Here is a 23,219-nt window from a genome sequence, read left to right on the forward strand (position 1 = left end):
TTGGAATGCCGGACCCCTTATATTTTCAACCTTTTACTTTTTCCCGTTAATATTTAGCTGGGCGCAATTGAGCGCAGTTAATATTGCGTTGCAAGTTGTTGTGTACCTTAGTTTTGTCTTGCTCTATTGGCAGAGTATTACAAAAACGGGCAATGCGTTGGTGATGAATTTAGTAGTGATGGCAGGGCTTTGTGTCGCAGGTAGTTGGGTGACGACTGGGACGAGTTCATTATTTGGCTTTATTGCTTTTTTCTGCGGTTTTAATTTTCTGCCTCGTTATAAAATCATTGCGATGCTGGTCATCATAGTGCTGGTATTGCTAACGGCTAAATTTATCGCGACCCAGCAAACGGTTTATTTCTTGATGCCTGCACTGTGCGTGGCATGTGGACTCTTTATTTTTGGTTGGATGTCACACCGAGAGCGAGTACATCAAGAGTTGCAGAGGCAAAGTGAAGAAGAGATTAAGCGGCTAGGCGCCGTGGCTGAGCGTGAGCGTATTGCACGTGACCTACATGATTTACTTGGTCATTCACTCAGCTCGATAGCATTAAAAGCAGAGCTGGCGAGTAAATTTGCAGCTGCAAATGCATTAGAGCAAGCGCAATCAGAAGCGCAGCAGGTTGCAGACTTAGCGAGAGAAGCACTAAGCGAAGTGCGCCAAGCCGTCACCGGCTACCATCAGCTAGCGCTTGATGCTCAGCTGCACATTTTGGCATCAAGGCTAAAAGATAAGGGCATTGCCGTAACGCTAGAATTGCAGGCGGTCACTTTAGATAAAGTAAGCGAAGCCTGTTTGTGCTTTTTTGCTAAAGAGATATGCACCAACATTATTCGTCACAGCGATGCAGATAAGGTTTGCTTCACACTACGACAAACTGACAATAATGTCTTTGTAGAAATTAAAGATAATGGCTCTATAAAGTCCATAAAAGAAGGAAATGGTTTAATGGGGATCCGTACCCGATTGAAAGAATGTGGTGGCCAATTATTTTATAACACCGAACAGGGCGGATACTTTAAGGCGGTACTAGGGGAAGTAGGATGATCAAAGTTTTTATTGTTGAAGATCAAGCATTAGTAAGAGGAGCTATTGCGGCATTATTGAGCTTAGATAGAGAGATTGAGGTGGTTGGCGAGGCTGAAAACGGTCAAGTTGCAAAGGAAAAGTTAGCAAAGTTAACGCCTGATATCGTGCTAACGGATATTGAAATGCCACAAGTCACTGGGCTTGAGCTTGCTCAGCACTTACAACAAAAAATGCCAGACACAAAAGTAGTTATCATGACGACCTTTTCTAAGGCGGGTTATATTCGTCGCGCGATCACTTTAGGGGTAAATGGCTTTGTATTAAAAGAAGCACCAAGTGAGTACTTGCTATCGACGCTGAAAAAGGTAATGAACGGATATAAGGTTATTGATCCAGAGCTTGCTCTGTACGCTTTGGAGGATGCTGACCCGCTTACTGATAAGGAGCGAAAAGCGTTGCGTTTGGCCAGTGAAGGACTAAAAACTGCTGAAATCGCAGGACAGCTATTTTTGAGCGAGGGAACGGTAAGGAATTATTTATCCGACGCTATCGCGAAATTACATGCGACAAATCGAGTAGATGCAGCAAGAATTGCTAAGCAAAAAGGATGGCTGTAACTCGGTGTAATAGCATATATCCAGTTAATACTTCAAAATAATGCAGTGCGGTAATATACTGCACCATCCGCCAAGTAATAATAATGTATTAATTTTGAGTGTAATGATGGATCCTAAATTACTTATTCAAGTTACCGCAATAACGACTGTGGTTTGTACAGTTTTTATGGCCGTAAACTGGTTTATTAATAAAGGCCTACCAGGCACTCGAGATTGGCTTGTTTTCATTGCGCTTACCGCAATTGGGTGTGGCCTGTTGGCCGCCTATACACTTCCCATTACGTTCTCAATTTTTATTCCCAATCTTACCATCGCATTTGGACTTTTTTATCTGGCTCGTGGTGTTGATGCGTTTTTTAGTGTGAAAAGCAATTACATGCCTTGGTATGTATTAGCCGCATTGGGTATTCCAAGTTTTACTTACTTTTTGTACGTGGATTTTAATTTTATAGCTCGTGTCGGGATCAACTACCTAGTCTGGGCGATGGCGATGATTTACTGCCTGCGAGCGTTAAATAAAGGCCATAAATTATTATCACAACAGTTTAGTGCGGCACATTGGGCGTTTGGCCTATCGTGCTTGAGCTTATTGGCCGTGTTTACTTTTAGAGTGGTCATGCTTGGCGGCTACTCGGTGACAGATAGCCTGGTTTCGGCAAATTGGGTTAACCAGTTTTTTGCAGTTTCAGTGAGTACGATGCCGCTGCTGTTGTGTTTTTCTTTATGCCTGTTATGTAGCAGCCGTCGTGAAAAAGAACTATGCCTGTTAAAAACTGCTGCTGAGCAGTCAGCGCAAGTAAAAGGACAGTTTTTAACGTTATTAAGTCATGAACTGAGAACACCACTAAACGCCATTGTTGGTCACGCAGAATCACTTAAAAAAGTGCCGCGTGAGCCCAATCGCCATGCTCAATTATGCGATGTTATCGTCCACGCCGCGATGTCGATGTCAGACTTAGCCAATCAAGTATTACTGCAAGCGAAAGGAGAATATGCCGCGCAAAATCGCGTGCCAATCTCGCTTTATAGTCTTTCGCAAGAGTTAGTTCGCCTTTTACAGCCGCTGGCATTGGCTAAAGGGTTGAGTTTGAGGGTCGAGGTTAAAGGTCTGTATCCACAGGACGTTCATGTCGTCGAGCAAGATACATTGTCTTTGGTACTCAGAAATCTGCTTTCGAACGCGATTAAGTACACAGATAAAGGCATTATTACGCTGATCCTTGAAGGCACAAGTCGCGCTGAGGATAAGCAAACTATTCGTTTTGCAATTAAGGATACGGGCAAAGGACTGACTGAAGTACAAATGGAAAAGATCTTCGAGCCCTTTGTCACATTAAATACTGAACAATCCATCTCGCAAAGTTCAGGATTTGGGTTGGCGTTATGCAAGCAACTGCTGCAAGGGCTAGACTCTGAGCTTAACGTCGACAGCAAGCTTGGCAATGGCACTGTGTTTAGCTTTGAGTTAGATTGCCAGTGTAGTGATTCACCGTTACAGAGCACAGAGTTTAATACAGAGAAGCTAGCACTCAATGTGCTTGTTGTTGAAGATAACCTCATGAATATTGATGTGATCAGCACTTATTTAAACGATATGGTGAGCGAGTTTTCTATTGCTAAGTGCCTTGCTGAAGCGGAAGTCGCACTATTAGAACACAATTTCGATATTGTTCTGTTAGACATGCGACTGCCAGATGGTAATGGTCTTGAGTGGTTTAAAGAAGGCTTCAACGAAATTGGCTTTACCTCCAGCGTTAAGGTGATAGCGTTAACGGGTGATGGCGATCCTGAATTGAAAAGACAATGCCTCCGAGCTGGCATGCAGGACTGTTTAACTAAGCCTATCATGCCAAGCCGTTTATATGCGGCACTGGAATGTGCGACTGTAAAAACAACATCTCGCTTGGAATGTAAGACTTTGATTGATCAATCAAGATTTATGGATCTCGCAAACCGTGAAAGTTCAGGCGTGTTGGCGACGAAATTGATGTATTTAGCAGACAGGTTTGAATATGAGATTGCGCAAATTAAAGGACTCACAGAGTTAAATGTAACAGATTTAGCCATTGATAAACTAGCCTACATTGAAAATGAAGCGCTGGAGCTCGGCATGGTGAATTTTGCCGAGCTTGTTCAAGCTGCAACTGCGCAGTTAAGCTATTCGGAAGAGCAAGTTGATTGGGACGGTCTTGCTATGGTTGCTAGACGCTCAGTTGAGCGTTTATTAGAGCTTCACGCCCAAATTGCAACGTTGGAATCGACATCAAATTCAGTGGTTAATCTATCTGCATAAAAAGATTCATCGATCTTGGCCTAGGTCATTAGGCTATTTTGGGTTAAAATAACAGCATAGCTTATTTAACAAGACAGTAATGCCAAAACAGGATCCCTATCTCGATAGAGAACAACAAAAATACGACAATCCAGTACCTAGTCGCGAATTTATCTTAGAACACATTAAAAGCGCGGCCAAACCACCTTATTTCTCTCAATTGTGTAACGATTTAAAAGTGCAAGACGAAGAACGTCAAATTGCGCTTAAACGCCGCTTGCGCGCAATGGAGCGAGACGGTCAACTGCACTTCAATAAATTTAAGTGTTACACCATTCCAAGTGATGATGGTCTAGTCAAAGGCCGCGTTGTTGGACACCGTGACGGCTTTGGCTTTTTAGAAGTCGAAGGCGAACCCAAAGATTGGTTTATCACTAAGTATCAAATGGAGCGCGTGCTACATGGCGATTGGGTGTTAGCAAAGGCTGGCAGCCGAGGCTCAGGTGGTAAGGTGGAAGCGCGCATTGTGCGGGTACTTGAAAAAGAGCGTGCGCCAGTCGTCGGTCGTTATTTTGTTGAGTTTGGCATGGCAGTCGTGGTGCCAGAAGATCCTCGCATTACTCAAGATATCATCATCGTACCTGGCCAAGAAAATGGTGCTCGCCATAATCAAATGGTGCAGGTAGAGATCACTCAAAGCCCTAGCAAACAAATGAATGCAATGGGTAAAGTACTTGAGGTGCTCGGCGATCATATGGCACCGGGTATGGAAATTGAGGTGGCACTTCGCAATCATGACATTCCTCATGAGTGGCCAAGTGAAGTAGAAGCACAAGTTGCAAATCTTGGTGAGTTTGTAGAAGAGTCTGCCAAACAAGGCCGTGTCGACCTGCGCGACTTACCGTTAGTGACCATTGACGGTGAAGACGCACGTGACTTTGATGACGCCGTATATTGCGAGCGTAAAAAGTCAGGTGGTTGGCGTTTATGGGTTGCTATTGCGGATGTATCTCATTATGTCGGCAAAGGCACTGCGCTTGACAAAGAAGCGATTGAGCGTGGTAACTCAGTGTATTTTCCTGAGCAAGTTGTGCCAATGCTACCTAAGGTGCTATCAAACGGTCTATGTTCATTGAATCCTAAGGTAGACCGCTTGTGTATGGTTGCGGAAATGACCGTGTCCGAAGCGGGTCGTTTGTCTGGCTACCGTTTTTACGAAGCCGTGATGAACTCTCATGCTCGTCTTACTTACACCAAAGTCCATGCGATTTTACAAGGTGACGAAAAGCTCAGAGCGGATTATCAGCCTCTTGTGCCTCATCTAACTGAGCTCCATAACATGTATATGGCGCTGAAGGCTGCAAGGCAGGAGCGTGGCGCGATTGAGTTTGAAACCCTAGAAACGCGCTTTGTATTTAATGCCCATCGAAAAATTGATTCTATCGTGCCTGTGGTTCGTAACGACGCCCACAAGCTGATTGAAGAGTGCATGATCTTGGCTAACGTGTCAGCAGCAAAACTGTTGGAAAAACACGAAGCCCATAGCTTGTACCGTGTTCATGATGAGCCAGACCCTGAAAGATTGAGCCAGTTTAGGCAATTCTTGCAAGACTTGGGTATTGAAAGCCAATTACCTAACGATCCGTCGCCAGAGGAGTTGACCCAAGCGCTTGAGTCATTGGGAGATCGTCCTGAAAAAGAATTGATCCAAACCATGTTACTGCGCTCAATGAAGCAAGCAGTATATCAGCCTGAAAATATTGGCCACTTTGGTTTGGCATTAAAAGCCTATGCACACTTTACCTCACCAATTCGCCGTTATCCGGATCTGGTGGTACACCGCGCAATCAAAGGCATTTTACAGCAGCAACAACAGCCCGTGAGTGGCGCTTACATCTACAATGAAGATGAAGTGAAACAACTGGGTGAGCAGTGCTCGATGACAGAGCGCCGCGCTGATGACGCTACTCGAGAAGTTGCTGATTGGCTTAAATGTGAATTTATGCAAGATCATGTTGGCGATGAATTTACCGGTGTGATCTCATCAGTCACCAACTTTGGATTATTTGTGAGGTTGGACGATCTACAGATTGACGGGATGATCCATGTTAGCAATTTAGGGCATGAGTACTTCCACTTTGATGGTGCAAAGCAATGTTTGATTGGCGAGCATAGTCGCACGGTGTTTAGACTCGGTGATAAACTTACTGTTGTGGTTGCTTCAGTTAGCTTGGACGATCGTCGCATCAACTTAGCTTTGGCTGAAGAAGGTCAGCAAGACAGGTATGCAAGGCGTCGAAAATCGCCAAAAAGCACAGCAAGTAGTGTTCGTGAGCAGCTAAAAACGGGTAAAATCCCGGGAGCTAAGCGCCGTGACGGTGAAACGTCTGGTCGCGATAAAGATAATAAAGGCGATGACAAAGCCAAAAAGCGCAAAAGAACGACCCCTAAGGGTGAGCTCAAACAGGCGAAAAAGGCAGGCACGCTGAAGTCGAAGAAAAAATCGACGAGTAAAAAAGCCAAAGCGGCAAAGGGCAAAGCAAAGCGCCCAGGTAAAAACGAAAGAAATCGTAGCAAAAAAGCGCAATAGATTATAAAGCGGGAGCTTTAACGTGAGTAACGAATTAATTTTTGGCTTTCATTCAATCGAAGCCATTTTGAATAACGCGCCGGAGCGCTTTTTAGAAATTTATGCACTAAAGGGACGTGAAGATCAGCGTTTAAATCAAGTCGTAAACGATGCCCGTAAGTTTGGTATTTCAGTGCAGTTTATGCAGCGTAAAGCGCTTGATAACAAAGCGAATGGTGAGCAACATCAGGGCATTATTGCCAATGTTAAAGCGGCGCGCGGATACAATGAAAAAGATCTTGATGAGATCATTCAAAGAGAAACCACACCATTTTTCTTGGTGCTTGATGGGGTAACGGATCCTCATAACTTAGGTGCATGTCTGCGTAGTGCTGATGCAGCAGGTGTACATGGTGTGATCGTACCAAAAGATAAGTCTGCAAAGCTAAACGGCACTGCAAGAAAAGTTGCGTGTGGCGCTGCAGAAACGGTTCCGCTTATCCAAGTAACCAATCTTGCTCGCACGTTGCGTGATATTAAAGAAGCCGGTGTGTGGGTTGTAGGTACGGCAGGTGAAACCGATACAGCTGTTTTTGATGCAAACCTGACTGGGCCTATGGCCATTGTAATGGGCGCCGAAGGCGATGGCATGCGCCGTTTAACTCGAGAGCATTGCGATGAGCTGGTTAAGATCCCGATGGTAGGTAGCGTGTCTAGCTTAAATGTATCGGTTGCGACCGGTGTTTGTCTATTTGAAGTGTTAAGACAGCGCTCAGCACTTTAATCACTTGATAAGCGCCGGCTTTCACGGCGCATCTCCAAAAGTTTTAAGAGCTCGCAAGGTAAACTTGCTCCTACTCAGATTTACCCTTTGGTAGGAGCCGATTTATTCGGCGAGCTTTTAATGATCCGCAAGGTAAACTTGCTTCCACTCAGGTCTACCTTTGGTAGGAGCCGATTTATTCGGCGAGCTTTTAAAACCCGACAGGTCAGCTTATTCCCGCACAATTGTACAGGGTATTACCCCATTAAAATCGCTTGCAACTCTTTAAGAGACTCTACGGTATAGGTTGGCTTGATATGCTCGGGGCAGACTTTGCCATCATGCTTTAACCAACAGCTGTCAATCCCAAAGCGGTTTGCCCCTAAAATGTCACTTGCTGGTGTGTCGCCAACCATTAATACTTTGGATTTGTCGGGGTTCCCTAACAGTGCTAACGTATGCGCAAAAATACTCGGATCTGGCTTAGCTTTACCCACCAACTCAGAGATCACCACTTCAGAAAAACGATCCACAAGGCCTGTGTGCTCTAAGCGCTTTTGCTGAAGCGCGGCAAATCCATTGGTAATAATAGCCAAAGTACATTGGCCTTTCAGGCTGTCGAGCAAGGCTTTAGCTCCCGGTAACGGTTGGCAAATTTCTGCCATCGCGGCCAAGAATCCCGCATTGAGTACTTCAGGCGCGATATCGAGTTTTTCAGCCCAGCGACTAAAGCGCGTTACCTGAAGTGTTTTTGCGTCAATCTCACCATTTTGATACTGCACCCAAAGTGGCGCATTTAAGCTGTTATATTCTTCGTAGTCCTCGTCAGTGAACACAACGTCATATTGAGTAAACAGCGTTTGTAATCCAAATTTGGCATTAAAGCTAAATAAGGTTTCGTCAGCATCAAATAAAATATGTGTATAGTTCGGCATTATAAATACATCTCGGGGTGATTAAAGGGTGCCATTGCGAGTAATAAGGCTTGCGTGTAGCTACTCTCTCTGGTGGCAAGATGGTTGGTTAGCAAACCGATAGCACCGCCTTGTTGCTTGATATTAGTGGTATTGAACAGGTCGTCCATTACATGTCCTAGCTCTTCACCTTGTTCAAGACGCGCGTAGACCGATGCCGGTAGCGGCAAATTACAACTACGGCCGACACTCGTACGACGGTTATCCGCAATGACGACATAAGCGAAAGTAGCTGCACCGTATTCAAATTTGGCAGCGCCTCCTTCCATGGCACAATAAAAATCGGCTTGATGATGTTGCTGTAAGTAAGTAACACGATTCTCTGCGCCTTCGCGGGTGGCTTGTTCACCTAAAGGCTGATCCGCAACGAGACTCGGCGCTGAGATACCCTGACAGTCAATTTTTGCATTGGGAAAGTACTGCGCAAAGATGGTTTTTGCAGCATTGATTTTTACTGGGTTTTTAGACCCCACTAAAATGGTAAGCACGTCCATATAACAACTACTCGTGATGCTCTAAAAGGCGTCAGTGTAAAGTGTGATATGGAGCGATGCAAGGAAGCTATTATTCCTAATCAAAACATAAGCTGGGTTAAATCGGTAAATCGACTGGCGCCATATTCTCAAGGGCGCGTTTCTTTACTAATAATTCCTTGATAAGTGGAGTCAGTACCAACTCCATCGCCAGCCCCATTTTCCCGCCCGGCACAACTAACGTGTTTACACGAGACATAAAGCTGCCTTCGATCATTTGTAAGTAGTAAGGGAAATTAACATCTTCGATGCCACGAAAGCGAATAACCACAAAGCTTTCGTCTAATGAGGGTATGTCTTTAGCACTGAATGGGTTAGAGGTATCCACGGTGGGCACGCGTTGAAAGTTAATATGCGTGCGAGAAAACTGCGGGGTAATGTGATTAATGTAGTCATCCATTGAGCGCACAATTGACGTCATAACCGCCTCTTTGGAGTGGCCGCGCTCATTGGTATCGCGAATGAGCTTTTGGATCCACTCAAGGTTGATGATAGGCACCATGCCAATCAATAGATCAACGTTGCTGGCCACATCATATTCGGGGGTCACGACACCACCGTGCAGCCCCTCATAAAACAGCATATCGGTGTTTTGTTCCAGTTCTTGATAAGGAGTAAAAGTGCCCGGTAGCTGATTAAATGGCACGGCATCGTCAAACGTATGAAGGTAGCGACGGACTTTGCCATTGCCGGTTTCGCCATAGCTTTTGAACAGACTTTCTAATGCGCCGAAGTCATTGGCTTCTTCACCAAAGTAGCTAATGTGCTTACCTTCTTGCAGCGCTTCGCGACGCAATTTATCCATTTCAGGGCGAGTGTAGCGATGAAAGCTATCGCCTTCGACATAGGCGGCTTTGGTATTAAGACTGCGGAATATATGTTTTATCGCGCTTGTCGTTGTTGTAGTGCCTGCGCCTGAACTACCAGTAATGGCGATAATAGGGTGTTTGTCTGACATAAATCTGCCTTAGCTTTCATCATCCGTTAATTCGATGTTACGCGAAGCAAAGTTTTTGGCAAGCTTTGCTTGAAGGCGAGTGTTGGGTATCATAGCGGGGTGATATAACTACAATGAAAAATCAAAGGAACGTCCATGCCCATTTCAATGCGTGTGAAGCTCGCAGTTTGTCTATTCGCTTTCGCGTCCTGTTTACCTGCGTATTCAGCCATGCCCAAAAGCCAAATTTGGCTAGCTGAATTAGGTGAACATTTCAGTGCTAAACCAATTACCGAAAACACTGCATATTTTAATCAACCACTAGTGACTGATTCTGGGGTTTTCTATACTGGGGAAGTAAGCGCTGATGGCAATAGCCAAACGGATCTGTTTTTTTACGACTTTCAAAGCCAAAACACAACCAACCTCACGCAATCCCCTGTCTCCGAGTATTCACCCACACTGCATCCGAATGGGAAAGGGTTAACGACGATTGTGGTTGAGGGATCCGGTAAGCAAAAACTGTGGTTTTATCCGTTTGATCAGGCTACAAAACCAAGTCGTGTTTTTGAGCATATTGAACCTGTGGGGTATCATGCTTGGGGGAGCAACCAAGATCTGATTATGTTTATTTTAGGTGCGACTGAGAGTGCTCCGCATACCTTACAGTACACAGATATTAACGGCCATTTACCACAAATTCTTGCCGAAGATATTGGCCGAACTTTGTCTTACAACCGTGCGCGTGATGTGTTTGCTTTTACATATCAAGTCAATGGCTTAATGTGGTTCGCAACTTACCACAGAGAGAGCGATCATATTCAGCGATTTTTTGCTCTTCCCAGTCAAGTGCAAGATTATACCTGGTTGGATGATAATAAAGTGGCATATGCACTAGATAATAAAATTTATTATCGGGATTTAAATGCGCCTAAAAAAGTCCACTTATTAAGAAACTTAAGAAGTTACTGTCAGACTTCAATTTCTCGCTTGAGCTTTTTTGATAACAAGCTGGCATTTGTATGCTACCGCCAAGACTGACAATAACAAATTGAGTAGAATGCTCGATGCGATGCGTAGACAACAACCATAGGAATAGATATGACGATTCTTGTAACTGGTGGTGCAGGCTATATTGGCTCTCACACTGTATTAGAGCTGCTACAGCAAGGCAAAAAGGTAGTGGTCGTAGATAATCTAAGCAACTCTCAGCAGACTTCATTACATAGAGTCGCTGAGATAGTAGGAAAGGAAGCGGCATTCCATCAGGGGGATATTCTTGATAAGGCATTTCTTGATAGTGTATTCGCGCAATATGATATTGAAGAAGTGATCCACTTTGCAGGCTTAAAAGCCGTAGGAGAGTCGGTTCAAAAGCCAATCGAGTATTATCAAAACAACGTTCAGGGTACGTTGACGCTGCTTGATGCAATGCGTGATGCCAATGTATTTAAGCTAGTTTTTAGCTCGTCAGCGACGGTCTATGGAGATCCTGCCAGCCTTCCTATTCGTGAAGATTTCCCTGTTGGTGGCACAACCAATCCTTATGGTACGTCAAAGCTGATGGTTGAAATGGTACTACAGGATGTCGCTAAATCAGACCCGCGTTGGGCCTTTGCTATTTTGCGTTACTTTAACCCGGTTGGCGCACACGAGTCGGGGTTAATTGGTGAAGACCCAAATGGTATTCCCAACAACTTACTGCCCTACATCTCACAGGTTGCTGTTGGTAAACTGGCGAGTTTAGGCGTCTTTGGCGACGACTATGACACCAAAGACGGCACGGGCGTGAGAGATTACATTCACGTGGTTGATCTAGCTATTGGCCATTTAAAAGCACTTGAGAAAATCGCAGTAGTAGCAGGTACACATATCTATAACTTAGGTACCGGCAATGGCTACTCAGTACTTGAGATGGTTACTGCGTTTGAAAAGGCAGCGGGCAAAGCCATACCCTATGACATTAAACCGCGTCGCGATGGCGACATTGCCGCCTGTTACGCAGCGCCTGAAAAAGCCAAATCTGAATTAGGCTGGCATGCAGAGCGTGGATTGGATGCCATGATGCAAGATACATGGCGCTGGCAAAGCAATAATCCAAACGGGTATAAATAACCAGAGCCTCTGTTGCTTCTCTTCGCCTTTGCCATTTAGGGTAAAGGCGAGGCTTCATTGAACATCATTACGACATCAATCTTAGTTTCATAAAACTGTCATGCCGTTGTCACCTAAACTCGGTTAAATATTCTGGTATAGACCAGTTTAGAGGCAAGTTATGAACAACGATTATTTACTCCTGACGCCAGGCCCACTCAGTACCTCCGATACCGTGAAAGAAGCCATGTTAAAAGACTGGTGCACCTGGGATGATGAATATAACCAAGGTGTGGTGCAAGTTATTCGCAATCAGCTTTGTGAAATTGCGGTTGCAGATCCGCAGTATCGCAGTGACTACAGTGCAACCTTAATGCAGGGCAGTGGTACAGCAAGTGTAGAGGCGGCTATTGGGACTTTTATTCCTAAGTCTGGCACTTTACTGGTTATCAATAATGGTGCCTATGGTGCGCGTATTATTGAGATAGCCAATTATCTAAATATTAATGTGATAGCGCTCAACTTTGTTGAAACCGAATTGCCGCAACTTGAGCAGATCTCACAAACGCTTGAGCAACACCCTGAGATCACCCACGTAGCAATGGTACACTGCGAAACCACAACGGGGATGCTGAATCCGGCTAAACGCGTAGCGGAGCTTGCGAAACATCACAACAAAGTAATGATCCTTGATGCCATGAGCAGTTTTGGCGGCATTGAGATGGATATGCACGAGTGGCAAATTGATATCCTCATTAGCTCAGCAAATAAGTGTATTCAAGGTGTTCCAGGTTTTGGCTTTGTGATTACAAAAACAGCGCTCTTGGTTGCCTCTGAAGGACAGGCACGTTCACTTTCTTTGGATCTTCACGCCCAGTGGAAAACCATGGAAAATCATCATGGTAAATGGCGTTTTACCTCGCCAACGCATGTTGTCAGGGCTTTTGCCAAAGCACTGGAAGAATTGGCGCAAGAGGGAGGCGTTTCTGCGCGATTTAAGCGTTACAGCGAAAATCAAAAACAACTCGTTAGCGGCATGAAAGCCCTTGGTTTTGAAGCCTTGTTACCAGAAGTCATGCATTCACCTATTATCACTTCTTTTTATTCACCAAGTGACGAAAGCTATGAATTTAAGCGCTTTTATGAAGCATTGAAGCAAAAAGGATATGTGATTTACCCCGGCAAGGTATCAAACGCAGATTGCTTTCGAATTGGTAATATTGGCGAAGTATATGCCGCAGATATTAGCGGACTACTAGAAGCTATCGCACAAGCAAAATACTGGTAAACCGTTAGGGTAGGAGCCGCTTTACGCGGCGATTGCTATTACTGAAGCAAAATACTGGTAAGCTGTTAGGGTAGGAGACGCTTTACGCGGCGATGGGTTAAGGGGGTTACACTCCTTTAACTAAATAAATGAGTAGCAAATCTTAAATCGCTTAAATCGCTGACACCCACGAAATTAAATCGCTGAGATAAATCGCTGACACCCACTACCGCTTAAATCGCTGACACCCACTACTTAATTTGCACCTTCCTAAGATACCGCCTACGCTTTAATTTTGCACTCAAAGGATTGAGGAAACCAAACTATGGCTACTGCCCGTAAAAAACAAATCAGTTTAACCGACACCAAATACTACCACTGTATCTCCCGTTGCGTAAGGCGTGCGTTTCTGTGCGGTGAAGATAAATTTACTGGAAAATCATACGAACACCGCCGTGATTGGGTTGAAGAAAAGCTCCTGATGTTAGGCTCCGTGTTTTGCATTGATGTCTGTGCTTATGCGGTGATGAGTAATCACACTCACATTGTTTTATATGTTAAATCGCTGACACCCACGAAATTAAATCGCTGAGATAAATCGCTGACACCCACTACCGCTTAAATCGCTGACACCCACTACTTAATTTGCACCTTCCTAAGATACCGCCTACGCTTTAATTTTGCACTCAAAGGATTGAGGAAACCAAACTATGGCTACTGCCCGTAAAAAACAAATCAGTTTAACCGACACCAAATACTACCACTGTATCTCCCGTTGCGTAAGGCGTGCGTTTCTGTGCGGTGAAGATAAATTTACTGGAAAATCATACGAACACCGCCGTGATTGGGTTGAAGAAAAGCTCCTGATGTTAGGCTCCGTGTTTTGCATTGATGTCTGTGCTTATGCGGTGATGAGTAATCACACTCACATTGTTTTATATGTTGATGATAAAAAAGCTAAGCGTCTCTCGGATAAAGCGACTGTGATACGATGGCACAAGTTATTTAAAGGCAATTGGATAAGCCAAAAATTTACTGAAGGTGAGCCACTCAGCGAGTCGGAGCAATTGATACTCAATGAGCATGTCGCCAAGTACAGGGAAAGGCTCGCAGATATTAGCTGGTTTATGCGAGTGCTTAACGAAGACATCGCCCGCCGAGCAAATAAAGAAGATAATTGTACAGGCCGTTTTTGGGAAGGACGGTTTAAATCCCAAGCATTACTGGATGAGGCCGCATTGGCAGCTTGTCTCGCTTACGTAGACTTAAACCCCATTAGAGCCAAAATCGCAGCAACGCCTGAGACCTCAGACTACACCAGCATCAAAAAACGCATCGACCACGCTAAGCTGGGCAAACAACCAAAAAGCCTACTACGCTTTGCTGGTAGCCCACGAAAACATATGCCTAAAGGCCTGCCCTTTGAATTCAAGTCCTATATTGAATTAGTTGAGCTCACGGGCAAATGTATTCGCGCCGATAAACGCGGTTATATCAACGAAGCGCAACCTATTCTTACTCGATTAAATATAGAACCTGAAAACTGGATAAAACTCACTACGCAGTTTTCTCGGGTATTCCACGGTGCTGTTGGTCGAGAGCGAACAATAACCGCTTACTGTGAAACACTGCAAAAACGACGACGGACAAACCTAACAAACTGTGAGCGCTTGTTGGCTTAGCAGAGCAAGCTTTTCAACTCTAGAATTTCTTACTGTTGTATTTACAGCGCCTTGTCGTGCGCGATAAACCTGTTTTGTTGAATAGATACGCCTGAGCGCTAAAAATTAGCCTATCTATAAACGTTTTTGACCAAAGTGGTTGAAGTATTTTTATACTTTTTTACTTCACTTCCTCAGCACTGATGTAAACAGTAATGGGTGTCATTGATTTGATTTGATTGGATTGATTTGATTGATGCCCTTTCATTGTAGAAGTTAAATCAAATAAGCATATTAACTTTTACTAGCTAAGTATTTATTGCATACCAGAGTATTCCACCACTAACTCGCATTTAGACGTAGAATATAGAATTAATGAAGGTGTTTTTGACGCGGCAGTAGCTCTGGAAAGGCTGTCGTGCTAAAGCACGACCTACGTGTATAAGGGTTATACGCCCTCAACAATCATCGCTATGGGTTCATTGAGCTGATATTCGATAGAATTTATTCAATTTAATGATTGTGTTTACCATGTGAGGATATATGCGGAAAAGTTGTCGTGCTAAAGCACGACCTACGGGGGTTACACGCCTTCAACAATCATTTCTATGGCGTCATGGAGCCAATATTCAATATTGTAATCCACCAACGCTTGCTCGGCGTCATAGCGGGCGCGCAGTACCTTTAAACAAGGTGCGCCGCTGTTCTTTTCTAATTTGTCGGCAACGTCATCGGGTAGTACGGTGACGCTTATCACGCACTGTTCAAAGCTGACGTCAACTTGGTAATGGGTCGACATCACTTCTGTGATTGAGCCATCCAGCGGTTGGTTGTGCAAGTCGGCAAAACGTTCGGCTGCACAATAGATCTGTTCCATCATTATTGCGCGACCATCTAACGCGCGTACTCGAGTTAATTCATAAACAGGCTGGCCGTTAAAATGAGAGTGGCTAAACTCAGGCTCTGTGGAAGGGGCATTAATTGCCACTACTTGAGTTGTTGGTGTAAAGCCTTGTTCAATGGCAAGGTGGTTAAAGTTCACTTTTTTAGCTGGATGCCATTTGAGTTTTTCGGGGGTGACAAACCAGCCGCGACGCTTTTGGCTAAAGATAAGTCCTTCGGCTTCTAGTCTTGCTAGGGCTTCACGGACGGTGATCCGTGTTGAGCTAAATGTTTCTTGCAGCGCGCGCTCTGAAGGCAACTTGGCACCCGGCGTCATGCTGCCAGCGGCGAGCAGCGCTTGGATATGGTTTCGAATACGTTGATAAAGCAGCATAATTGAGTCGATAAAACCTTTTGTGACAAGCTTACTATCGTTTTATGACAGGATAAATATTTATAATTTGAGACTTGTAAACTCAGATTAGCCTAACTCGCCAAATAGGCTTCTATCTGGCTAAACCAATAGCTACTCGGCAAAACGGCTAAACTCGGATCTTTCCCTAAATCATCAAAACGACGCAGCGCGATAATAGCGTCCAATTCAGGGAGCTTGGAGAATGCCGCAAGTTCTTCGCTGCTCATCTTTCCGCCTTGTCTTGTTAGCGTTAATTGGCTGGCAGGAGAGAGCGTTTGGTAATACTCCTCATCAATACTGACCAGATAGCGTTTCGCATCTACGTGTTTGCGCACTAGCATTGTCACCGCGTGATCAAAGCCAAGTTGAGTTAAGTGATCCGCCCCTAAATCGCCATGATTGCTATACCCTTGTGGGGTAAAGTCGGGGTTATTCTGAGACTGAGCAACAAAATGGCCAATATCATGTAAAAATGCAGCGATTTGGGTCGCTTGATCATAACCATTTTCTTTCGCGAGGGTAGCGCATTGCTCGGCATGGTAAATTTGGCTGCATGCCTCGTCATAGGTGGCGTGACCATATTGCTCGAATAGCTGTTTTATTTGTGCAACGGCATTCACTTTATATACTCCTGCTTCACGTTCGGATCTAATTTTGCTGCGCTGCCACTTAGCTTGCTTAGCCAAACATCGAGTTTATGCGGTGGCGTGTTGTTATCCTCAGCGCTTTCTTTACGGCGAATGGCATTTCTCACCATTAAGGCCCCCGCGGTGCGAAATGGCTCGACGGGAAACTGTTTAAGCGTTTGGTTGACCAAGGCGCAGTGACGCCAGTCGTTATGTTGATTAAGCAGTAGACTCGCTAAGATTTGCCCACCTAAATAGGATTGCACCACGCCGTTGCCTGAGTAACCACTGCCATAAAACACATTAGCTTGACCATTTAAGTGACCAAAGAAAGGCATACCAGAGACACTTCGGTCTGAGGGGCCGGTCCAAGTTCTGTCTATCTCGAGCTGGTGATGTTCAAAGAAATGGCTAAATGAGCGTTCAAGAATGGCTTGATAACGGCTGGCGCGGTGAAAGGAGTCTCTCACTTGGTTATTGAAACTAAAATAATTCCCGCCTTTGCCAAGCATTAATCGACCGCTTGAGGTGGTGCGGTAGTAATTCACAAAAATGCGTGCATCAATCACCGGAGCGCCGTGGTTCAACCCCATTGCCGCAAGCTTTTCAGGTGCTGATGTGGTGATAGCCATATCGCTCGAAACCAACACTACGCTGCGAGAAAATTGCGGCAATAAGCTTGGCAGCCAAGCGTTAACCGAAAATACCAGCTGATTGACTCTGATCTCGCCTTTGTCTGTGGTAATGGTTAGCGTGTCTTGGCCTTGGTGCTTTAGGTAGCGGGTGTGTTCAAATACCTTGACCCCAAGGGCTTTTGCCACCTTCATCAGTCCACGTACAAGCTTGGCGGGTTGAACGCTACCGGCATGGGGAGAGTAAATTCCAGCAAGGTTGGCATTAGAGCCGGTAGCTTGCAACTGCGATTTATCCAGTGTTTGCCACGCATTAAGCTGGTGTTGCTCAAGTAGGGCGGTAATGGGGCCAAAGGCATTACGCTGGCTGTGATTAGAAGCCGTGTAGTAAGTACCATCAACGCGGCAATCACATTCAATCCCGTGTTTACTGGTAAAGGCTTGAATGTCATGAACGGCCTGCTCCGACTGGCGCACTAAAAAGCAGGCTTGTTCTACGCCAAACTCTTTAATTAAGCTGGCAAACTTAGTCGACCATGTCAGCATAGCTCCGCCATTACGACCCGAAGCACCTTGTCCACAGAGGTCTTTTTCAATAATGGCGATATTCAGCTCAGGTTTTTGCTTTTTCAGCGTTATGGCTGTCCAAAGGCCAGTAAAGCCGCCACCTATGATACAAACTTGGGTATCCAACGCGCCATGAGGCGGCGCGCTGGCTGCGGCTTCAATATCGGCTTGAGTGATTGCTTCATCAAACCAAAAAGGCTGAAAACGCATTACGGGCGCTCTCCACGGGCGATACGAGCAGAAATATCCATCAAGACCATTTCGATGTCGGCTAGTGAATCAATCACATAGTGCGCACCGGCCTCGCCAAGCTGCTGATAAGCATTAAGGGAATGTGTACTTTGCTCTTCGTGACCAAGCGCCGTCCATTCTTCTTCGCTAAGCCCCACCGCATTACCCGTTAACGCAAGTCCTACGGTCCACATACCAGCATTTAACCCTTCGCTTATTCCCGGCGCGGAATCATCGACTTTTACGCATCCTGATACGCGATTAATCCCAAGTCTTTGCACGTTTTCTAACGCCATCCAGGGACCTGGGCGAGAGCCTGCTGCACATTCATCACTGGCAACCACACAATCTGGCTGATAACCATAGTCGGCAGCGGCAGGCACTAGTACGTCCATCACAGGCTTGGGATACCCAGAACAACTGCCAATCTTAACGCCTTGTTGTTGTAATCGTTTGATCACCGCAAGCACGCCCGGAATGGGGGTTGCTCGGTCGGCGACTTTTGCTTGTTGGAGCGGCATAAAGGTTTGATAAATATGGTCAACATCTGACATACTCGGTGCCTGACCAAATTGCGTTATCCAGCGGGTGCGGACACTGTCCGTTTGTAGCAAAGTATTAATGTGATCCCATTTGCCCATTCCCATCGGACCGCGCGCTTCAGCCAAGGAAATATCAAATTGATACGCTTGCTTAAATGCTTCAACAAAAATACTGGTAGGGGCAATCGAACCATAGTCGACCACAGTACCAGCCCAATCCAAAATTAACGCTTCAATGTGTTTCATGTTGCTAAGACTCCTAACTAGGAAATATGTGATGAAAGTGCCGTGGTGCGTAGTTGCGTTGACGCCTTACGTGGTCGCTTTAATTTCACGGCAAAATAAATAATTGAACTCACTACGAGGGCGCTTGCGATAAACGCTACCCAGTAGCAGGCCATGGTAAAAAAGTGCAGCCAGCTGAGCTCAGGTGTGGCAAAAGTTTTATAGAGCAAAATGCCCACTGAGCCGATGTAGCCCGCCGAATCCGCCAGATAAATCAAAAAACCGGCGTTCGCAGTCGAGCCAACTGCTGAGATCATGCGGTCAAACAAAAAGCAGTTATAGGGGATATAACTGATATAAAGACCAGCCCCCAGCAGTACCATCCAAGTTTTAGGATCGAGACTTTGGGTTTGGTATAAATACGTACTGCCAGCCAGTAGTAAAGCCCCGAGTAAGACAAAGCCATGATTGGCAAAAAATGCGATGCGGTTATTTTTAATTAACACCAATGCGGCAAGCGCAATGAGTACGATAAAGGCGATGCGGATCCCGGCATAAGCAAAAATCGCGGGTTCTTGCCCATAACCTAAGGCCTGCCAGATCTCGGCTGAGAAGTTATCTCTAAAGTCACGAAAGCCGGTAAAGAGTAAAAAGCTAAGCACCAGTACGGTTATTCCAAACCAATACTGTTTAAAAAACGCTAGCCGTGCTTTGCCATCCATTGGCGCGCGCTTTTGTCGTAATTGTTCATCTTCTTGTGTAGGTTCTGGAATACTATTTAGACAAGCAACGCTGAGTACAAGCAGTGGTAGAAAAATCGCTCCGGTTGCCGCTGGCATCCACAGTTCAGGCACATTGAGTTCGGTTACCAGCCATTTGCCCACAGTTCTGACCAATCCAGAGGCAAGAATAAAAGTAACGCTGAGTACCGCACCTAAGATTTCGGTGGTTTTACGACCTTCTAAAAAGCTAAAAACCAAACCCCAGATCATGCCAAGGGAGAGGCCATTGGCAAACAGCCAAACCAGATTCCAGCCCGTGGGAGTGATGGCAAATAGCACCAGTGCGAGCTCAGCGGCTAAAATCATGGCCAAAATCGCACGACCGCGATAATGATGCTGCATTTCAGCAATCACTTTAACGCCGATAAATTTCGCGCATAGGTAGCCAAACACTTGCGAAAGGATCAGGGCAATTTTAAAGCTAACAACCCAGCTCAGGTCATCAAAGGCTTCATAGGTATTGACCGAAAATGGCTTACGAAAGGCGTACATACAAAAGTAAGTCATAAACGCACTGGTCGCGGCAAATAGCACAAAGCCGATACCTTGGGCGTCTTTTAGCCAGCGTGGGCGGGCGTTAAATAGGGTGATCTGCAACATCATAGGATCCTCGGTAATTCGAGGGCAATCCTTTGTGGATTGCCCGTCAACCGGTGTATACCAATCGGCTTAATCAAGTGAATTGGTATTAAAATTGGTAGTTAATGCCGACCATGCCGCGGATACCATAGTATTCCACCTGTAATGGACGGCCCTGCTCACCTTGGTAGTACTGCAATGCTTCATTGGTGAGGTTACTCAGCTCTAGGTAAACTAACGTTTGTTCGTTAAGTTGGTATGACGTTGTAAAGTCGACGCTGGTATTGGCACCATAGTAGCTATCCGATTGGCTATCGCCGCCGTGCTCTTCGATATAAGCACCTTTATGATTAAGTGCTATTCGAGCGGCAAAACGGGTGTCGTCGTAATACAGCGTAAAGTTGTAAAGCTCATTGGCCTGACGTGGAATGGCTACTTTTTCTGTGCGCTCTGGGATCTGCATTTCAGAGTCCATAAAGGTCGCATTGGTCATTACCCCAAAGTTACTCAAACTGTCAGAAATAAAACTAAGGTCGCGGTTAAATGCCAGCTCAATGCCCGCAAGCCAAGCGCTATCGCCGTTTTCAGGACGGATGATGGTCACGCCTTGCTTGTTGTTGTAATTGCCAACGCTGGTGGCTTGGAAGATAGGGTCTTGGATATCTTTGTAGAATACCCCCGCAGAGACCAAGCCAACGCGGTCAAAATAATGTTCCACCATCAAGTCGAGATTATTTGAGTACGTAGGGTCGAGCGCTGGATTTCCTGAGTTAAGCTGATTGTCTTGCTCAAGGTAAGTTGCCCCTGGTGTTAATGAGCCAAAGTCAGGACGGGCAAAGGTGCGAGTTAGTGCAAGGCGATAATTGGTATCGTCATTGGCGCGATAGGTAACATGTAGTGCGGGTAATATTGACCAATAATCATTGCTGTTGGTGGTATCAACAACTTTGTCTTCGTCGGCTAAATAAGTGTAACCAGACACTTCGGTATCGGTGCGGGTAACGCGTAAGCCGCCTAATACTTCCCAGTTGTCGTTAGCTTGGTAAGTTGCCATACCGTAGAGCGAGGTGTGGGTTTCTTCAACATCGAAGTTTCTGCCCAGCGCTCCACCGTTGCTGATGAGTGCTGATTCACCCACATCTAGCTTGAACTTATTGCGATTTTGCGTCCAAAACTGGGCAAGAGCATCGGTGGAAGCCACCTGTGACAACTGCGTGCGATAATCAAGCTTGGCTTCGCTTAAGTAATCGCTGCGACCGGGTTGATCGCTTAAGGCAAAGTCTGCAAGCGTTGGCGCTGCGCCATATTGTTCGCTGTCCCACGCGTAAAACTCGTCGGCAAAGTCAGCTTTACGGACTTTGTCACGGTATTTTGCCCCAAATTTAACGGCTAGCTGGTTATTGTATTGCCAGTCAAAGTCGGCATTGGCTACCAGTCTGTCTTTTTCGTTGACGTAGACTTTGTATAGCTCAACCCAAGACAAACCCATTTTGCTTGGATCGAGTGTAAAGCCCGAGGGGAAGTGATTGCTAATGGCGTTCCAAGGGTCACTGCCGCCGTCTACTTGGTTGTAGGCATAATTTTTACCGGTATCGCGGTCTTCAAGTCCAACATATCCAACCTCTTTTTGATCAAAACGGGCGACAAAATAGCTATTGTCTTCACTGTTGGGTTTGTCGCCATAACGAAACTCATTTTCGTACGTGGCTAGTTGCCAAGAGAGCGTTTTATCAAAGCCAAAGTCATGTTCACCTGCAATTTCAAAGCCTTGCATTTCGGTGATGAGTTCGTTGCGAATATGCTGCAGCTCAGCACGGTCTTTATCAAAACGCAGCCTGTGCTTATAGTGGGTTTCATCATCAATCAATGTGCCATATAGCGCGCTGGCGCTGAGCGTGCCGCTTTCAAGTTGATATTCCAGCGAGCCATTTAAGCCATAAGTTTCACGGGTTCCGGTATAATCACGCAGCTCTAAACGGTAAATGCCTAAGCCATCGTTACCCCGGCGCGGCTCATAATTATCGGTTGCCCAATCACGCTGCCACGCTGTGGCGTTAATGATAAAACCTAGCTTGTCGTCGAGTAGACGGTCGCCGTACACCACATTGGCAGAATAATTTGTACCATCGGCGAGTTCGTTTTGGCCCACAGCAAAGTTGGTTTTGAGGATAAAATCATCAGCGCCTTTTTTGGTCACGAAATTAACATTACCGCCAATCGCATCGCCTTCCATGTCGGGAGTGATAGCTTTAGACACTTCCACAAACTCAATCAATTCGCTTGGAAAAAAGTCGAACGCAGTGGCGCGGCTGGTGGTTTCCTCTTCTGCGGTTGGAAGGCGGTTACCGTTGATACTGGCCGAACTCCATTGTGACGGTAAACCACGCACTGCAACAAAGCGGCCTTCACCTTGGTCACGCTCTATCGACACACCTGGAATACGTTGTACGGCTTCAGCGGCATTTCTATCTGGTAACTTACCAATCCCATCGGCAGAAATGATACTTTTGATATTACTGGCATTTTTTTGGTTATTTGCAGCGGCCATTGCGCCACGGAAGATTTGCCCAACCGTGACCACTTCTTCCATCGCTTGTTGATGGTTTAATAAGATTGGAGACAACGTAGTGACTTTGCCATCAGTTACTTCAACCTGAAGTTCAGTTTCCTGATAACCCATATATTTCACGACTAAGGTGTAGCGACCGGCATCTAGTTTTGGCAGTTCAAAGCGACCACGATAATCAGACACAGTGGATACATCTTGGCCTTTTACCGAGATAACGGCGCCAGACAGATTACTTTGTGGGTCTTTTACAACACCAACAAGTTTACCTGTCGCAGCATATAAGCTGGGACTGGTGGCGAGTAACACGGCAGCAGCGATTTGGGTTAGTTTTTTCATTGCTCTTTTCTCAAAAGTTTGGGTTAAGTTTTCTGGTCTAGTCCAGTTTGTTGCAGATAGAGTAATGACGGTTTTTTACATTCCGATGACACAAAGGTGAAAAATTAACTAGCGCC

The 23,219-nt window shown here is 45.5% G+C and carries 18 protein-coding genes and 1 pseudogene; 10 read left to right on the top strand and 9 right to left on the bottom strand.

From position 1 onward, the window contains the following. Positions 1 to 67: 67 nt before the first annotated feature. The 5 genes from QSH61_RS02390 (at position 68) to rlmB (ending at position 7,272) form a co-directional block, all read left to right on the top strand. Positions 68 to 1,048, top strand: a complete 981-nt coding sequence (locus tag QSH61_RS02390; RefSeq protein ID WP_238536725.1) for a sensor histidine kinase — start codon at positions 68 to 70, stop codon at positions 1,046 to 1,048. After that, the gene (locus QSH61_RS02395) at positions 1,045 to 1,647 is read left to right on the top strand and encodes a response regulator transcription factor (RefSeq protein ID WP_010605828.1); all 603 of its coding nucleotides are present in this window, start codon (positions 1,045 to 1,047) and stop codon (positions 1,645 to 1,647) included. The genes QSH61_RS02390 and QSH61_RS02395 overlap by 4 nt, the downstream gene beginning before the upstream one ends. 103 nt (positions 1,648 to 1,750) lie before the next feature. Further along, positions 1,751 to 3,940, top strand: a complete 2,190-nt coding sequence (locus QSH61_RS02400) for an ATP-binding protein (protein ID WP_248298676.1) — start codon at positions 1,751 to 1,753, stop codon at positions 3,938 to 3,940. A 79-nt stretch (positions 3,941 to 4,019) separates the two neighbouring features. After that, positions 4,020 to 6,509, top strand: coding sequence for a ribonuclease R (gene rnr, locus QSH61_RS02405; protein ID WP_206471832.1), 2,490 nt, complete (start codon positions 4,020 to 4,022; stop codon positions 6,507 to 6,509). Positions 6,510 to 6,531: 22 nt separating this feature from the next. Beyond that, on the top strand, positions 6,532 to 7,272 hold the full coding sequence (gene rlmB, locus QSH61_RS02410) for a 23S rRNA (guanosine(2251)-2'-O)-methyltransferase RlmB (RefSeq protein ID WP_102056057.1): 741 nt from the start codon (positions 6,532 to 6,534) through the stop codon (positions 7,270 to 7,272). A gap of 236 nt (positions 7,273 to 7,508) precedes the next feature. Here rlmB and yjjG read toward each other — a convergent pair whose 3' ends face one another. The 3 genes from yjjG to QSH61_RS02425 all read right to left on the bottom strand — a co-directional run bounded on the left by yjjG (position 7,509) and on the right by QSH61_RS02425 (position 9,716). Then, the gene (gene yjjG, locus QSH61_RS02415) at positions 7,509 to 8,186 is read right to left on the bottom strand and encodes a pyrimidine 5'-nucleotidase (RefSeq protein ID WP_206471833.1); all 678 of its coding nucleotides are present in this window, start codon (positions 8,184 to 8,186) and stop codon (positions 7,509 to 7,511) included. After that, positions 8,186 to 8,719 (bottom strand): inosine/xanthosine triphosphatase, encoded by a 534-nt coding sequence (gene yjjX, locus QSH61_RS02420; RefSeq protein ID WP_010605825.1) that lies wholly within the window; start codon positions 8,717 to 8,719, stop codon positions 8,186 to 8,188. The genes yjjG and yjjX overlap by 1 nt, the downstream gene beginning before the upstream one ends. A gap of 97 nt (positions 8,720 to 8,816) precedes the next feature. Then, entirely contained in the window at positions 8,817 to 9,716 is a 900-nt protein-coding gene (locus QSH61_RS02425; RefSeq protein WP_010368692.1) for a phosphoribulokinase, read from the bottom strand. A 135-nt stretch (positions 9,717 to 9,851) separates the two neighbouring features. Here QSH61_RS02425 and QSH61_RS02430 point away from each other — a divergent pair, with 135 nt between their 5' ends. The 5 genes and pseudogenes from QSH61_RS02430 to QSH61_RS02450 all read left to right on the top strand — a co-directional run bounded on the left by QSH61_RS02430 (position 9,852) and on the right by QSH61_RS02450 (position 14,738). Beyond that, a complete protein-coding gene (locus tag QSH61_RS02430; protein ID WP_206471834.1) occupies positions 9,852 to 10,736 on the top strand; it encodes a TolB-like translocation protein in 885 nt (294 codons plus the stop codon). A 60-nt stretch (positions 10,737 to 10,796) separates the two neighbouring features. Further along, on the top strand, positions 10,797 to 11,810 hold the full coding sequence (galE, locus tag QSH61_RS02435; RefSeq protein ID WP_206471835.1) for a UDP-glucose 4-epimerase GalE: 1,014 nt from the start codon (positions 10,797 to 10,799) through the stop codon (positions 11,808 to 11,810). 160 nt (positions 11,811 to 11,970) lie between these two features. Continuing rightward, positions 11,971 to 13,077 (top strand): 2-aminoethylphosphonate--pyruvate transaminase, encoded by a 1,107-nt coding sequence (phnW, locus tag QSH61_RS02440; protein WP_206471836.1) that lies wholly within the window; start codon positions 11,971 to 11,973, stop codon positions 13,075 to 13,077. Between the two features lie 304 nt (positions 13,078 to 13,381). Then, positions 13,382 to 13,642, top strand: a pseudogene (locus QSH61_RS02445) (transposase); the annotation flags it as partial. Positions 13,643 to 13,766: 124 nt separating this feature from the next. Then, positions 13,767 to 14,738 carry a transposase gene (locus QSH61_RS02450; protein ID WP_286123091.1) on the top strand — a complete coding sequence of 324 codons (972 nt, stop codon included), beginning with the start codon at positions 13,767 to 13,769 and terminating at the stop codon, positions 14,736 to 14,738. 562 nt (positions 14,739 to 15,300) lie between these two features. Here the strand turns inward: QSH61_RS02450 and QSH61_RS02455 are convergent. From QSH61_RS02455 to QSH61_RS02480, 6 genes are all read right to left on the bottom strand, one after another. Then, positions 15,301 to 15,993, bottom strand: coding sequence for a UTRA domain-containing protein (locus QSH61_RS02455; protein WP_088531664.1), 693 nt, complete (start codon positions 15,991 to 15,993; stop codon positions 15,301 to 15,303). A gap of 92 nt (positions 15,994 to 16,085) precedes the next feature. Next, positions 16,086 to 16,634 (bottom strand): HD domain-containing protein, encoded by a 549-nt coding sequence (locus QSH61_RS02460; RefSeq protein WP_174170448.1) that lies wholly within the window; start codon positions 16,632 to 16,634, stop codon positions 16,086 to 16,088. Then, complete coding sequence (locus QSH61_RS02465) at positions 16,631 to 18,049, bottom strand: FAD-dependent oxidoreductase (RefSeq protein WP_206471229.1); 1,419 nt, start codon at positions 18,047 to 18,049, stop codon at positions 16,631 to 16,633. Before QSH61_RS02465 ends, QSH61_RS02460 begins: the two co-directional genes overlap by 4 nt. After that, a complete protein-coding gene (gene phnX, locus QSH61_RS02470; RefSeq protein WP_206471228.1) occupies positions 18,049 to 18,858 on the bottom strand; it encodes a phosphonoacetaldehyde hydrolase in 810 nt (269 codons plus the stop codon). Before phnX ends, QSH61_RS02465 begins: the two co-directional genes overlap by 1 nt. Positions 18,859 to 18,875: 17 nt before the next feature. Next, complete coding sequence (locus tag QSH61_RS02475) at positions 18,876 to 20,222, bottom strand: DUF5690 family protein (RefSeq protein ID WP_248298624.1); 1,347 nt, start codon at positions 20,220 to 20,222, stop codon at positions 18,876 to 18,878. Between the two features lie 85 nt (positions 20,223 to 20,307). Then, entirely contained in the window at positions 20,308 to 23,103 is a 2,796-nt protein-coding gene (locus QSH61_RS02480) for a TonB-dependent receptor (RefSeq protein WP_206471227.1), read from the bottom strand. Between the last annotated feature and the right edge of the window lie 116 nt (positions 23,104 to 23,219).

This window comes from Pseudoalteromonas sp. JC3 (assembly GCF_030291895.1).
Taxonomy (GTDB): domain Bacteria; phylum Pseudomonadota; class Gammaproteobacteria; order Enterobacterales; family Alteromonadaceae; genus Pseudoalteromonas.

Excerpts from the sequence above, each read along its gene's own strand:
- QSH61_RS02395 (WP_010605828.1), top strand. The coding sequence starts at position 1,045 with ATGATCAAAGTTTTTATTGTTGAAGATCAAGCATTAGTAAGAGGAGCT.
- QSH61_RS02400 (WP_248298676.1), top strand. The coding sequence starts at position 1,751 with ATGATGGATCCTAAATTACTTATTCAAGTTACCGCAATAACGACTGTG.
- rnr (WP_206471832.1), top strand. The coding sequence starts at position 4,020 with ATGCCAAAACAGGATCCCTATCTCGATAGAGAACAACAAAAATACGAC.
- yjjG (WP_206471833.1), bottom strand. The coding sequence starts at position 8,186 with ATGCCGAACTATACACATATTTTATTTGATGCTGACGAAACCTTATTT.
- yjjX (WP_010605825.1), bottom strand. The coding sequence starts at position 8,719 with ATGGACGTGCTTACCATTTTAGTGGGGTCTAAAAACCCAGTAAAAATC.
- QSH61_RS02425 (WP_010368692.1), bottom strand. The coding sequence starts at position 9,716 with ATGTCAGACAAACACCCTATTATCGCCATTACTGGTAGTTCAGGCGCA.
- QSH61_RS02430 (WP_206471834.1), top strand. The coding sequence starts at position 9,852 with ATGCCCATTTCAATGCGTGTGAAGCTCGCAGTTTGTCTATTCGCTTTC.
- galE (WP_206471835.1), top strand. The coding sequence starts at position 10,797 with ATGACGATTCTTGTAACTGGTGGTGCAGGCTATATTGGCTCTCACACT.
- phnW (WP_206471836.1), top strand. The coding sequence starts at position 11,971 with ATGAACAACGATTATTTACTCCTGACGCCAGGCCCACTCAGTACCTCC.
- QSH61_RS02450 (WP_286123091.1), top strand. The coding sequence starts at position 13,767 with ATGGCTACTGCCCGTAAAAAACAAATCAGTTTAACCGACACCAAATAC.
- QSH61_RS02455 (WP_088531664.1), bottom strand. The coding sequence starts at position 15,993 with ATGCTGCTTTATCAACGTATTCGAAACCATATCCAAGCGCTGCTCGCC.
- QSH61_RS02465 (WP_206471229.1), bottom strand. The coding sequence starts at position 18,049 with ATGCGTTTTCAGCCTTTTTGGTTTGATGAAGCAATCACTCAAGCCGAT.
- phnX (WP_206471228.1), bottom strand. The coding sequence starts at position 18,858 with ATGAAACACATTGAAGCGTTAATTTTGGATTGGGCTGGTACTGTGGTC.
- QSH61_RS02475 (WP_248298624.1), bottom strand. The coding sequence starts at position 20,222 with ATGATGTTGCAGATCACCCTATTTAACGCCCGCCCACGCTGGCTAAAA.
- QSH61_RS02480 (WP_206471227.1), bottom strand. The coding sequence starts at position 23,103 with ATGAAAAAACTAACCCAAATCGCTGCTGCCGTGTTACTCGCCACCAGT.